Origin of the sequence: Wylensekiella montiformis (assembly GCF_009697385.1) — a bacterium.
GTDB classification, from domain to species: domain Bacteria; phylum Bacillota; class Negativicutes; order Selenomonadales; family Selenomonadaceae; genus Selenomonas_A; species Selenomonas_A montiformis.
Map to the genome: position 1 here is coordinate 76,576 of NZ_VUNL01000006.1, position 12,465 is coordinate 89,040.

Genomic DNA, 12,465 nt, shown 5'->3' on the forward strand with positions numbered 1-12,465 from the left:
AAAACTCCCCCGGATCAGACAAAGGCGGACCTTTGTCTTGTCCGGAGGAGTTTTCTTTCCGTGATCTCATTCGGATCGTTTTTGCAAAAACTTATTCTCTGCCGAGACGATCCTTCAAAATAACGTCATGAGAGCCGCCTTCGACAATACTCGTTGCCGAAACGCGCGTCAGCTTTGCCTTATCGCGGAATTCCGGCAAGGTCAGGGCTCCGCAGTTGCACATCGTACTGCGGATTTTAGCCAGGGTAGTCTGAACGTTATCTTTAAGAGGTCCTGCATACGGTACATAAGAATCGACACCTTCTTCAAAGGAAAGCTTGCGTGCGCCGCCCAGATCGTAACGCTGCCAGTTGCGGGCGCGATTAGAGCCTTCGCCCCAATATTCTTTGTAATAAGTACCGTTGACTTTCACCTTATCGGTCGGACTTTCATCAAAGCGGGAGAAATAGCGTCCCAGCATAAGGAAATCCGCCCCCATAGCTAATGCCAGCGTCATATGGTAGTCGTGAACAATGCCGCCATCCGAGCAAACCGGAATATATACGCCCGTTTCCTCATAATATTTATCGCGTTCGCGGCACACATCGATAAGTGCCGTAGCCTGCCCGCGGCCAATGCCTTTCGTCTCGCGCGTGATGCAGATAGAACCTCCGCCAATGCCGACCTTGATAAAATCCGCACCCGCTTCCGCCAGAAAACGGAAGCCCTCACCATCAACAACATTGCCTGCACCGACTTTTACCTCGTCGCCAAAATTCTCATGAATATACTTCAAGGTAATACGCTGCCATTCCGAAAAGCCTTCGGAAGAATCGATACAAAGCACATCGGCGCCTGCTTTCAAGAGTGCCGGAACGCGCTCCGCATAATCACGCGTATTGATGCCAGCGCCGACGATGTAACGCTTGTTGGAATCAATAAGTTCAAGTTCATGTTCCTTATTGTCATTATAATCCTTGCGGAATACCATATAACGAAGATGCTGATCCTTATCAACAATCGGCAGCATATTGAGCTTGTGTTCCCAGATCAGGTCATTGGCTTCATTAATCGTCGTAACCTCTTCGGCCTTGGCATAAATCAGATTCTCAAACGGTGTCATAAACTCCGCTGCCGGCGTGTCCAGAGACATACGCGAGACGCGATAATCCCGACTTGTCACAATACCAAGGAGTTTTCCGTCTGCTGTCCCATCTTCTGTAACAGCCATGGTAGAATGGCTCGTTTTCTGTAAAAGATCCAGAATCTCGCCCAGCGTCGTCGTCGGCTTGATATTGGAATCACTGCTCACAAATCCGGATTTATAATTCTTGACGCGTGCTACCATCGCTGCTTCTTCTTCCACGGACTGTGATCCGTAAATAAAGGATACGCCGCCCTCTTTAGCCAGGGCAATGGCCATTTTATCATTAGAAACCGCCTGCATAATCGCCGAAGTCATCGGTATGTTCATCGAAAGCTTCGGCTCCTCTCCCCTCCGGAATTTCACCAGCGGAGTCCTAAGCGATACATTATTCGGAATGCACTGGTCGGAGGAATACCCCGGTACCAGCAAATACTCGCCAAATGTGTGTGATGGTTCTTCAAAATAGAATGCCAACGTAACCCCTTCTTTCTTGAATGATACAACACGGAAACGCCAAATAAAAAGCATTGATGGATATTGTTATATATTGTAATATATCAACAATTCTCTGTCAATCCGTAAGTTGCTGTGGATTGCCGTAATAAAGGAATATGCCCTGCCCATAAAATCCCTCCTTCTGCAGGCGATCACAATTTCAAACGCAGGAAAAAATTTTCCTTGACAATTTTTCTATTATCCCCTATACTATTACCTGTTGATGAAACAAATCAACGGGGGCATAGCTCAGCTGGGAGAGCGCTTGAATGGCATTCAAGAGGTCAGGAGTTCGATCCTCCTTGTCTCCACCATAAGAAATAGATAGCCAGACCGATTTTTCGCGTCTGGTTTTTTTGTATGCTTTTTATCGATACCCCCATCCTCATCATAAAAGGGAGAACTGACAAAAACAGTTCTCCCCTTGGTTTATATTTTCGAAAACTCCAGTGCGGAACGGTTATCATACATACGTTCATAATAGGTTTGATAATCCCCGCTGATAATTCCCATCCACCAGTCACGATTATTCAAATACCACTGAACCGTCTCCTTAATTCCATCCTCAAAGGCGGTAGCCGGCTCCCAGCCCAGTTCATTACGAACCTTTGAAGGATCAATCGCATAGCGGCGGTCATGCCCCTTGCGATCCGTCACAAACTCAATCAGATCCTCGCTCTTGCCGAGCTCCTGCAGAATCGTACGAACCACATCCAGATTCGACCGCTCATTATGCCCGCCGATATTATAAATCTCACCGACTCTGCCCTTTCGGAGAATCAGGTCAATCGCGGCACAGTGATCCCCGACGAAAAGCCAGTCGCGGACATTGCGCCCGTCGCCGTAAACAGGAAGCTTTTTATCCGACAAAGCATTGATAATCATCAGCGGGATGAGTTTTTCCGGAAAATGGAACGGCCCATAATTGTTCGAACACCGGGAAATCGTGATTGGTATGTTATAGGTCCGGTGATAAGCCATGACCAGCAGGTCTGCTCCCGCCTTTGAGGCAGAATACGGGCTGGACGTATGCAGATTCGTGTTCTCCGTAAAAAAGAGATCCGGACGATCCAGCGGAAGATCTCCGTATACCTCATCGGTGGAAACCTGATGATAGCGGTCAATACCATATTTCCGGCAGGCATCCAGTAGGACGCTCGTGCCAATTACATTCGTTTGCAAAAAAACTTCCGGATTCTCAATGGACCGGTCTACATGAGACTCAGCAGCAAAATTGACCACGACATCCGGTTTTTCCATTTCAAACATCCGGTATACTGCCTTACGGTCGGCGATATCTCCCCGGATAAATTTGAAATTCTCCTTTGTCAAAGCCTTTTCCAAGGTTTCCATATTACCGGCATAGGTCAGCTTATCATAGCAGATAATCCGATCTGCGGGATGTTTTTTCAACATATAATAGATGAAATTTGAACCGATGAATCCGGCTCCCCCCGTTACGATAATATTCATAAAAAGTCCCCCTTTGTGTTTGCTCCGGATCTCATTCCCCGTAAATGAAATTCAGATTGGTACGTTCCCTGAGCAGCGGAGCTTTTTTATCTTTATCCGACAAGACTGTCGGCTGGATCGGCCAATCGATATGAATCTGCGGATCATCCCAGCGAATATTTCCATCACATTCCGGCGCATAATAATTATCCGCCTTATACTGCACCTCCACCTCGTCGGTCAGCGTAATAAAGCCATGCGCAAAACCACGCGGAATAAACAGCTGCTTTTTATTATCAGCAGACAGTTCTACGCCGACCCATTGTGCATACTGCGGAGATCCGCTCCGGATATCGACAGCTACATCAAAAATCCTGCCCCGCGTACAGCGCAAAAGCTTGGCCTGACACATGGGATTCAACTGATAATGAAGGCCGCGCAGCGTTCCCTTTTGTGCGGAAAAGGACTGATTATCCTGAACGAAATCGACAAAGATCCCGGCTTCCTCCAGCTTGCGCCTGGACCAACTCTCCATAAACCAGCCGCGGGCATCGCCAAACACCTGCGGCTCCAGTATATAGACGCCTTTCAACGCCGTTTCTGTTGCTTTCATCTTCTGTTTTCCCCTTTCACTCCCGGATCATGCGAATCAAATACTGTCCGTATTCGTTTTTGAGCAGCGGCTGCGCCAGTTCTTCCACTTTGGCAGCATTGATATAGCCCATGCGATACGCGATCTCTTCCAGACAGGCAATTTTCAGCCCCTGTCTGGCCTGAATCGTACGAACAAAGGAGGCAGCATCCAACAGGGACTCATGCGTACCGGTATCCAGCCATGCATAACCGCGGCGCATCTTTTCTACCTGAAGCTTTCCTCGTTCCAGATAGACATTATTCACATCGGTAATCTCCAGCTCACCTCGTGCGCTTGGGCGGATATCCCGGGCAATTTCTACAATATCCCGATCGTAAAAATACAATCCCGTCACAGCATAATTTGAACGCGGGGAGACCGGCTTCTCTTCCAAACTGAGCGCCTTCCCCTGTGCGTCAAATTCCACAACGCCATACCGTTCAGGATCCGATACATAATAGGCAAAAACCGTAGCGCCATCATCCTGTGAAGCGGCGCGCTGCATCGCCTGCGCCAGATCCGATCCATAAAAAATGTTATCGCCCAGAATCAAGGCACAGGACTGTCCATCGATGAATGATTCACCGATCAGGAACGCCTGCGCCAATCCATCAGGACTCGGTTGAACCGCGTAAGAGATATGAATGCCAAACTGGCTCCCGTCTCCGAGCAGGCGGGCAAAGAGCTCGCGGTCCGGCGGCGTCGTAATGATCAGAACATCCCGTATTCCGGCCAGCATCAGCGTACTGAGCGGATAATAAATCATGGGTTTATCATAGACCGGCATCAATTGCTTGGACACAACCTTCGTCAGCGGATACAGACGCGTCCCCGATCCGCCGGCCAAAATGATTCCTTTTTTTACCAAAAGAAAATCACCTCCGTATGTTGTTATCTTTATTATTATACAACAAACCAAGGCGATTGTCCTTTTTTTCTATTCTTTTGTCCTTCCTTTCCCCCGAAAGGCAGGGGCTGCGGGCAAAATGCAACGCTGACAAACTACAGGCAAAAATAAGTCTCACCCCTTAATTTACAAGGGAGTGCGACGGTCTTCATTTGAACTCTACAAATTCATCAATACGGGCGCCGCCTTTGATCATGGGTTCGACGAAGCTGCGCCATACGTTGAGCACGATGACACGCGGATGGTCCTGATCTTCCAGAGCCCGGGCCAATGCCTCTGCGAATTCCTCCTGCGTCGATACGGTCTCAGCCGCAATGCCAAAACTTTGGACATACGCCGCGTAATCCATAGGATAATCGAATTCGCAGGCAATATATCGTTCCTTGTACATGACTTTCTGCAGCTGGCGTATCATACCAAGACTGGTATTGTTGATGATCAAAGACAGGACAGGCAAATTCAGCCGGGCAATCGTATAGTATTCATTGCCCGTCATCTTGATTCCGCCATCGCCGGCCACATGAATCACGCGGCGGCTTTTGCCGAAATAAAGCTGCGCTCCCATGGCTGCCGGCAGACCAAAGCCCATCGTACCCAGTCCGCCCGAAGTCAGCCAGGTTCTCGGCTCTTCAACGCGAAGATGCAGAGCCGCCCACATCTGATGCTGACCGACATCGGTAGCAAACGCATACGGTTTTCCCTTTGTACTCACCGCGATCTGGTGCATAGCCCAGGGAACCGTAAGCCGGTTCTGCTGATAATCATATTCATATGCATCCTGCCACTTGCGAATCTGCGTCCACCAATCCGTATGTGCCGATCCGCCTTCATTTTTCATCAGCAAGGACAAGATGACCTTCATATCCCCTGCCAGTCCCAGCGAATTGCCGATATTCTTATCAATTTCCGCCGGATCGATATCAATATGAATAAACTTGGTATTCTGTGTATATTTTTTTATATTTCCTGTCTGACGATCGCCAAAGCGGCTGCCCAGCGCGATGACCAGATCTGCCGCTGCAATGGCATGGTTCGCTGCTTTTTCTCCATGCATGCCGGCGAAGCCAAGCGAATGTGGATTCGACCGCGGAATAGCCCCCAACCCCATCAGTGTATGAACTGCCGGAAGATGAAATGCCTCAAGGAAAGCCAAAACTTCCCGTGAGGCTCCCGCCGAAATCACGCCGCCGCCGACAATGACTACCGGACGCTTGGCCCGGACAATTTCATGGGCGGCTTCCGCCACACAGATCAAAAAGTCCGCATCCGGTACGCCGTGCGTACATGGCTCCGGTTTCTGAGCGTCATATTCCGTCTCTTTCAGGAACAGGTCACGCGGCACATCCACCAGAACCGGCCCCGGCCGCCCTTCACGAGCCAGCTCAAAAGCCTCACGAATAGTCGGAACCAGCTGGCGGACATCCTTTACTTTGTAATTGTGTTTCGTAACCGGCATGGTGACATCGAGAATATCCGTTTCCTGAAAGGCATCTTTCCCCAGCAATGCTGTATCAACCTGCCCGGTTATCGCTACAACCGGAATGGAATCCATAAATGCCGTCGCCAGTCCCGTAACGAGGTTTGTCGCCCCCGGACCGGAAGTAGCAATGCAGACCCCTACCTTGCCGGAAGCCCGCGCATAACCATCTGCGGCGTGAGCCGCATTCTGCTCATGCGTAACAAGAATCTGCCGAATCTCCCGATCGTCATAAAAAGCATCATACAGAGGAAGAATCATGCCGCCCGGATAACCAAAAACCGTATCTACACCCTGCTCTTTAAGACAGGCTGCCACCGCTTGTGCGCCCTTCACACAACCACCTCCTGAATAATCTGCCTGACAATAACGATTTAAATCCGATCACAGATCATGCGGGTAATCTCCTCCGTGCCTGCCTTCCGGAATCCCTCTTTCCAAAGATCCGGCGTGCGATAACCGTCAGCCAGCGTTTGGTCTACGGCTTTTTCCACAGTTGCAGCAGCTTCTTCTTCATGCAGGGAATACCGCAGAAGCATAGCCGCCGAAAGGATCGTTCCCATCGGATTGGCAATCCCCTTGCCCGCAATATCCGGTGCGCTGCCATGAATCGGCTCATAAAGGCTGGTGCTCGTACCAATGGAAGCAGACGGCATCATGCCAATCGAACCGCCGATAACCGCCGCTTCATCCGAAAGGATATCGCCGAACAAATTGCCGGTCACAATGACATCAAACTGTGTCGGACGAATGGCCAGCTGCATAGAACAGTTATCCACATAAAGGCTGCTCAGCTCAATCTCCGGATATGCCTGGGCAACCGACTCCACGGTCCGGCGCCACAGACGGGACGTCGCCAGAACATTCGCCTTATCCACTGAGGTAACCTTGCCACGGCGCAGCTTTGCCGTCTCGAAGGCCAGTTTGGCAATGCGCTCTACCTCCGGCACAGAATAATTTTCTAAATCCCAGGCCCGTTCCGTGCCGTTATACGGTTCAGATTCACATTTCTCACCAAAGTAAATCCCGCCGATGAGTTCGCGCACGATGACGAGATCGACACCGCGAACCAGTTCCGGCTTTAACGGAGAATATTCCACCAGCGCGTCCGCAACCTTGACCGGACGCAGATTGGCATAAAGGCCGAGCCCCTTGCGCAAGCCGAGGATAGCTTTTTCCGGACGCAAAGCCGGATCGACATGATCCCATTTATCCCCGCCGACTGCACCAAACAGAACACCATCGGAATTTCTGCAGGCATCGAGTGTTTCCTGAGGCAGAGGCGTTCCGAATTTGTCATAGGCTGTGCCGCCCGCGTCATGATAAGAATAGGAAAGGCCCAGTCCAAATTTTCCATCCACGGCTTTCAATACTTCTACGGCCGAATCCGTGATTTCCCGACCGATTCCATCGCCTGGAATCACTGTGATCTGATATGACATGTTCTCTTCCCGCCTTTATTTTTTCGTCCTAATGTATTCAATGAGCCCGCCTGCCGCTGCAATATCCTGAATAAAGCCCGGCAGCGGATGTGCGTGAAAAACGTCTCCCGTCGTAAGATCCTCAATCACGCCGGTAGAGGTATCAACGCGAAGCTGATCGTCCGCCTTAATCTTTTCCACATCATCGCCGATTTCCAGCAAAGGCAGACCGATATTGATTCCATTGCGATAAAAAATACGCGCAAAACTCGCAGCAATAACAACGGGAACGCCAGATGCCTTGATTGCCACCGGAGCATGTTCACGGGAGGAGCCACAGCCAAAATTACGCCCGCCAACCATGATGTCTCCGGCCTTGACATTCTGCGCAAAGCTTTCATCGATATCGACCATACAATGGCTGGCCAGTTCCTTCGGATCAAAAGAATTCAGGTATCGGGCAGGAATGATGACATCCGTATCAATATTGTCCCCGTACCGCCAAACTTTTCCTTCTAATTTCATCTCACTTTACCTCCTCCGGCGTTGCGATGCGTCCCAGAATCGCGCTGGCTGCCGCGACATGCGGACCAGCCAGATAAACCTCACTGTCCACATGACCCATGCGGCCGCGGAAATTGCGGTTCGTCGTCGAAACGCATTTTTCACCTGCTGCCATAATTCCCATATATCCACCGAGACATGGGCCGCAGGTCGGCGTAGAAACGGCACATCCCGCATCGATAAACGCATCGATATAGCCCCGGTGCATCGACTCCTTATAGACAGCAGGACTGCCGGGGATCACAATGCAGCGCACATGATCTGCCACCTTATGTCCTTTGAGAATGGATGCTGCGATTTCCATATCCTCCAGACGGCCGTTTGTGCAGGAGCCGATAATAACCTGATCGATGCGAATCGGCTCAGGAATATCTTCCACGCGTTTCGTATTGCCCGGGAGATGTGGAAAAGCCACCACCGGCCTGAGGTCGCTGAGATGAATCTTCACCGTGCGGCAATAGCTCGCATCCGGATCCGCTTCCACCGGCTCATACGGCTTTTTAACCCGCCCGTCTACATATGCTTTAGTGATTTCATCAAAGGGGAAAATCCCGTTCTTCCCGCCGGCCTCGATAGCCATATTGGCAATGGTCAGACGGTCGGTCATCGTGAGTTCCCGAACCCCCGGACCGGTAAATTCCAGAGACTTATAGCGCGCACCGTCCACACCAATCATACCAATGAGCGTGAGAATGACATCCTTTCCATTGATGTCCGCCGGTTTTTTGCCGGTAAGCTCTACCTTAATGGCCTCCGGTACCTTAAACCAGGCCTCGCCCGTAGCCATTGCAGCTCCGAGATCCGTCGAGCCGACCCCAGTCGCAAAGCCGTTGACCGCTCCATATGTACAGGTATGAGAATCGGCGCCGATGGTCAGCATCCCTGGCCCGACGATCCCCAGTTCCGGCAAAATGACATGCTCAATACCTACGCGGCCCTGCTCAAAATAATGAACAATCTTCCACTTATGTGCAAAGTCACGCACTGCCTTGGCCAGCTCCGCCGACTTGATATCCTTCGACGGCTGAAAGTGATCGGGAACCAATGCGATTTTTTCCGGATCAAATACCGGACGGCCAATTTCCTCGAATTTTTTTATTGAGGGAGGCGCTGTAATATCATTAGCCAGTACCATATCCAGCTTGCAGGTGATCAGCTGACCTGCCGATACAGACTCCAGCCCCGCATGACGAGCCAGAATCTTTTCCGTCATATTCATTCCCATAATTCTTGTTGCCCTCCTTAATGAAGACAGGGCTGCCGCATCAAGCAACACGCCAAGTGCGACAGCCCTATACCGCTCTTCCTGTCTATTCAACAGAAAGGAACAGAATCCCTTCTTCTATAAAATGCCCTTTCAGAAAAGGCGCACGCGTCTCAGTCCTTGGACAGATCCGCACCATCTTTAAGCCACGGCATCATAGCACGCAGTTCCTTGCCCACTTTTTCGATCGGATGCTCTGCATGGAGGCGGCGCTCCATAAGGAAATTCGCGCGGCCAGCCGAACGGTTCTCAAGCAGCCAGTTGCGTGCAAACGTGCCATCCTGGATTTCCTTGAGTACCTTTTTCATCTCTTTCTTCGTCTCTTCCGTAATGATACGCGGGCCGACCATATAATCGCCATACTCAGCCGTATCAGAAATCGACTTGCGCATCTTCGTGAAACCGCCCTCGTAGCAAAGATCCACAATGAGTTTCATTTCATGGAAGCACTCAAAATAAGCCATTTCCGGCGGATAACCTGCCTCGACAAGTACCTCGAAACCAGTCTGCATCAACTGGCAGACGCCGCCGCAAAGAACAGCCTGCTCGCCGAAAAGATCTTCTTCCGTCTCGTCGCGGAACGTCGTCTGCAAAGCACCAGAGCGCAGCGCGCCCAGCCCTTTCGCGTAAGCAAGAGCCAGATCAAAGCACTTCCCGGAAGCATCCTGATAAACGGCAAATACAGCCGGAACGCCCGATCCTTCAGTGAACGTACGGCGAACCAGATGTCCCGGCCCTTTCGGCGCCACCATGAATACATCAACATCAGCAGGAGGAACAATCTGCTGATAATGGATATTGAATCCATGAGCAAAAACCAGAGCGCTGCCGGATTTGAGATTCGGGGCGATCTCATTTTTATAAACGTCCGCCTGTTTCTCATCCGGGATCAGGACCGTCGTAATATCTGCCTGCTTGACCGCTTCAGCGACGGAGTAAACCTTAAGGCCATGCTCCTCGGCCACTTTCTTGGACTTGGAACCTTCATAAAGACCTACGATGACATTCGCGCCGCTGTCCTTCAGATTCAGGGCATGTGCATGGCCCTGACTGCCATAGCCAAGAATGGCAATCGTTTTGCCGTTCATCAATTCCCAATTCGCATCCTGATCATAGTAAGTTTTTGCCATAGTACTCTCTCTCCTCACAATGTTCATAGATTGTATGCTCACCGCGCTCCAGCGCAATCAACCCGGTGCGGATGACCTCCGCGATGCCGTAAGGCCGGACCAGCTTCAGAAAAGCTGTAACCTTGTCATCGCTTCCCGTTATCTCAAAAATAAGCGTCGAAGATTCTACGTCCACGACATGAGCCCGGAAAAGCTCTGCCATTTTCAGGACATCGAGACGATTGGCATCCTCTGCCCGTACCTTGATCAACGTCATGCTGCGGCATACAGCCACTTTTTCATCCAAACGCTGAACTGCCCGAACAACCGGCATTTTCTCCAGCTGCTTGATCATCTGTTCAACCAGATTCTCATCGCCATGCACCACTACAGTAATGCGCGAATACCCCGGCTGCTCTGTCACACCTACCGACAAACTGTCGATATTGAACTCGCGTCTGGAAAACATACTTACAACCCGGACCAGTACCCCTGTCTGATTTTCAACGAATACAGACAAAACATGCTTCATGTGACCAGCCCTCCTACTCATGACGGTCTCTCCGCGCCGCTTTAATGTGTAATGTTGTAAAGCATGTATACATTATTACTCGCAAGTACATTTTTGTCAATAGGTGAATGTAACATATTTCCCCTTTTTTTAATATTTTTTATTCATCATTCTCTCATATAAAAACAAACTTCCCATCCATGCTGTTATTTCCGCCATATTGTCCCCGACAGACGGAATTTGTCCATCGCGTACTCATTATTTTCTGAATTATTTCAGGCTTTTCATCCTTTTTTTGTTCCTATATAATAAAAAGACACATGCCCTAACCGGCGTTATGACAAACAATCTTTTCTCAAGCAAAAGGTGATTTATATGAACCAGACGTTACCGCTTTCTCATACCGATATTCTTCCGGACATTCTTCCCCCTCTGCTGCAATGGTATCCGGCGCAAGCCGATAACCGCCAGCTTCCATGGCGCGAATCTCCTAATCCCTATCATACCTGGCTGTCGGAAATCATGCTTCAGCAGACGCGGGCTTCCGCTGTAATCCCATATTATGAACGCTTTTTGGATGCTCTGCCGGATATTCCCGCCCTTGCCGCTGCCGACGAAACGCTTCTCATGAAACTATGGCAAGGGCTTGGCTACTACTCCCGCGCGCGCAATCTCCAGAAAGCCGCCCGCATCATCATGGATCGTCATCACGGGAAACTTCCGCAGGATCAATCCGCTCTGCAAAACCTTCCCGGAATCGGCCCTTACACGGCAGGCGCCATCGGTGCAATCGCCTGGGGAAAGCCATGGCCAGCCGTTGACGGCAACGTACTCCGCATCGTATCGCGCGTACTGGCCAGCTCCGCCGATATTGCCTCAGCCCGCACACGCCGGGCCGTTACGGACGCCCTGTCGCCGCTCTATCCCTCCGGATCATCAGCCGGCGCGCTCAATCAGGCATTTATGGACCTCGGCGCTACGATATGCCTGCCGCACGGAGCGCCACACTGCCCCCGTTGCCCGCTTGCCGCACTCTGCCTGGCTCACGAAGCGGGCCGTGAACAGGACTTCCCCGTAAAGAAAGCGGCGCGGCCCCGGCGTGTTGAACAATACACGGTGCTGCTTCTCCGCCAGGGCAATACCTACGCCCTGCACCAAAGACCAAAAAAAGGTCTGCTGGCCGGTCTCTGGGAATTCCCGAATCTTCCCGGAAAAGCAGCCAGCCAGCAAATTCGCAAGTACCTGCGCCAATACGGCCTGACAGCCGACTCGCTCGTTCCTCTGCCTGAGGCCCGTCATATTTTTTCTCATGTCGAATGGAAATTGAGCGGCTGGCTCATCTGCCTCGCCGCCCCATGCTGCATCGTTGCCGACTCTTCCCTTCCTCTGCGCTGGGTCACCCCGCAGGAAATCGCTAAAACATATAGTGTACCGGCAGCATTCAGCCATTACCTTCCCTATCTGTATCATCCGACAACAAAGTCCATGAAATAAAAATTTTCCTC

General features: G+C 50.9%; 11 protein-coding genes and 1 tRNA gene. 2 read left to right on the forward strand and 10 right to left on the reverse strand.

Annotated features, from left to right (window positions below; all coding sequences use genetic code 11):
- Positions 1–91: 91 nt before the first annotated feature.
- Complete coding sequence (locus tag FYJ78_RS06670) at positions 92–1,600, reverse strand: IMP dehydrogenase (protein ID WP_154620622.1); 1,509 nt, start codon at positions 1,598–1,600, stop codon at positions 92–94.
- A gap of 259 nt (positions 1,601–1,859) precedes the next feature.
- On the opposite strand from FYJ78_RS06670, the gene FYJ78_RS06675 reads away from it, so the two are divergent.
- Positions 1,860–1,935, forward strand: a tRNA-Ala gene (locus FYJ78_RS06675).
- A 115-nt stretch (positions 1,936–2,050) separates the two neighbouring features.
- On the opposite strand, the gene rfbB is transcribed toward FYJ78_RS06675, so the two are convergent.
- The 9 genes from rfbB to ilvN form a co-directional block, all read right to left on the reverse strand.
- Positions 2,051–3,094: a dTDP-glucose 4,6-dehydratase gene (rfbB, locus tag FYJ78_RS06680; RefSeq protein WP_154620623.1), complete on the reverse strand. Its 1,044-nt coding sequence runs from the start codon at positions 3,092–3,094 to the stop codon at positions 2,051–2,053.
- A 31-nt stretch (positions 3,095–3,125) separates the two neighbouring features.
- On the reverse strand, positions 3,126–3,686 hold the full coding sequence (gene rfbC, locus FYJ78_RS06685) for a dTDP-4-dehydrorhamnose 3,5-epimerase (RefSeq protein ID WP_154620624.1): 561 nt from the start codon (positions 3,684–3,686) through the stop codon (positions 3,126–3,128).
- A 16-nt stretch (positions 3,687–3,702) separates the two neighbouring features.
- On the reverse strand, positions 3,703–4,575 hold the full coding sequence (gene rfbA / locus FYJ78_RS06690; RefSeq protein ID WP_154620625.1) for a glucose-1-phosphate thymidylyltransferase RfbA: 873 nt from the start codon (positions 4,573–4,575) through the stop codon (positions 3,703–3,705).
- A gap of 187 nt (positions 4,576–4,762) precedes the next feature.
- Entirely contained in the window at positions 4,763–6,427 is a 1,665-nt protein-coding gene (ilvB, locus tag FYJ78_RS06695; RefSeq protein WP_328597663.1) for a biosynthetic-type acetolactate synthase large subunit, read from the reverse strand.
- A 38-nt stretch (positions 6,428–6,465) separates the two neighbouring features.
- Positions 6,466–7,533 (reverse strand): 3-isopropylmalate dehydrogenase, encoded by a 1,068-nt coding sequence (gene leuB / locus FYJ78_RS06700; protein ID WP_154620626.1) that lies wholly within the window; start codon positions 7,531–7,533, stop codon positions 6,466–6,468.
- A gap of 15 nt (positions 7,534–7,548) precedes the next feature.
- The gene (locus FYJ78_RS06705; protein WP_154620627.1) at positions 7,549–8,037 is read right to left on the reverse strand and encodes a 3-isopropylmalate dehydratase small subunit; all 489 of its coding nucleotides are present in this window, start codon (positions 8,035–8,037) and stop codon (positions 7,549–7,551) included.
- Position 8,038: 1 nt separating this feature from the next.
- The gene (leuC, locus tag FYJ78_RS06710; RefSeq protein ID WP_154620628.1) at positions 8,039–9,301 is read right to left on the reverse strand and encodes a 3-isopropylmalate dehydratase large subunit; all 1,263 of its coding nucleotides are present in this window, start codon (positions 9,299–9,301) and stop codon (positions 8,039–8,041) included.
- 152 nt (positions 9,302–9,453) lie between these two features.
- Entirely contained in the window at positions 9,454–10,470 is a 1,017-nt protein-coding gene (gene ilvC, locus FYJ78_RS06715; protein WP_154620629.1) for a ketol-acid reductoisomerase, read from the reverse strand.
- The gene (gene ilvN / locus FYJ78_RS06720) at positions 10,451–10,981 is read right to left on the reverse strand and encodes an acetolactate synthase small subunit (protein WP_154620630.1); all 531 of its coding nucleotides are present in this window, start codon (positions 10,979–10,981) and stop codon (positions 10,451–10,453) included. Before ilvN ends, ilvC begins: the two co-directional genes overlap by 20 nt.
- Positions 10,982–11,335: 354 nt before the next feature.
- On the opposite strand from ilvN, the gene mutY reads away from it, so the two are divergent.
- Complete coding sequence (gene mutY, locus FYJ78_RS06725; protein WP_154620631.1) at positions 11,336–12,454, forward strand: A/G-specific adenine glycosylase; 1,119 nt, start codon at positions 11,336–11,338, stop codon at positions 12,452–12,454.
- The last annotated feature ends 11 nt before the right edge of the window (positions 12,455–12,465 follow it).

Excerpts from the sequence above, each read along its gene's own strand:
- rfbB (WP_154620623.1), bottom strand. The coding sequence starts at position 3,094 with ATGAATATTATCGTAACGGGGGGAGCCGGATTCATCGGTTCAAATTTC.
- leuB (WP_154620626.1), bottom strand. The coding sequence starts at position 7,533 with ATGTCATATCAGATCACAGTGATTCCAGGCGATGGAATCGGTCGGGAA.
- rfbC (WP_154620624.1), bottom strand. The coding sequence starts at position 3,686 with ATGAAAGCAACAGAAACGGCGTTGAAAGGCGTCTATATACTGGAGCCG.
- FYJ78_RS06705 (WP_154620627.1), bottom strand. The coding sequence starts at position 8,037 with ATGAAATTAGAAGGAAAAGTTTGGCGGTACGGGGACAATATTGATACG.
- ilvN (WP_154620630.1), bottom strand. The coding sequence starts at position 10,981 with ATGAAGCATGTTTTGTCTGTATTCGTTGAAAATCAGACAGGGGTACTG.
- mutY (WP_154620631.1), top strand. The coding sequence starts at position 11,336 with ATGAACCAGACGTTACCGCTTTCTCATACCGATATTCTTCCGGACATT.
- ilvC (WP_154620629.1), bottom strand. The coding sequence starts at position 10,470 with ATGGCAAAAACTTACTATGATCAGGATGCGAATTGGGAATTGATGAAC.
- leuC (WP_154620628.1), bottom strand. The coding sequence starts at position 9,301 with ATGGGAATGAATATGACGGAAAAGATTCTGGCTCGTCATGCGGGGCTG.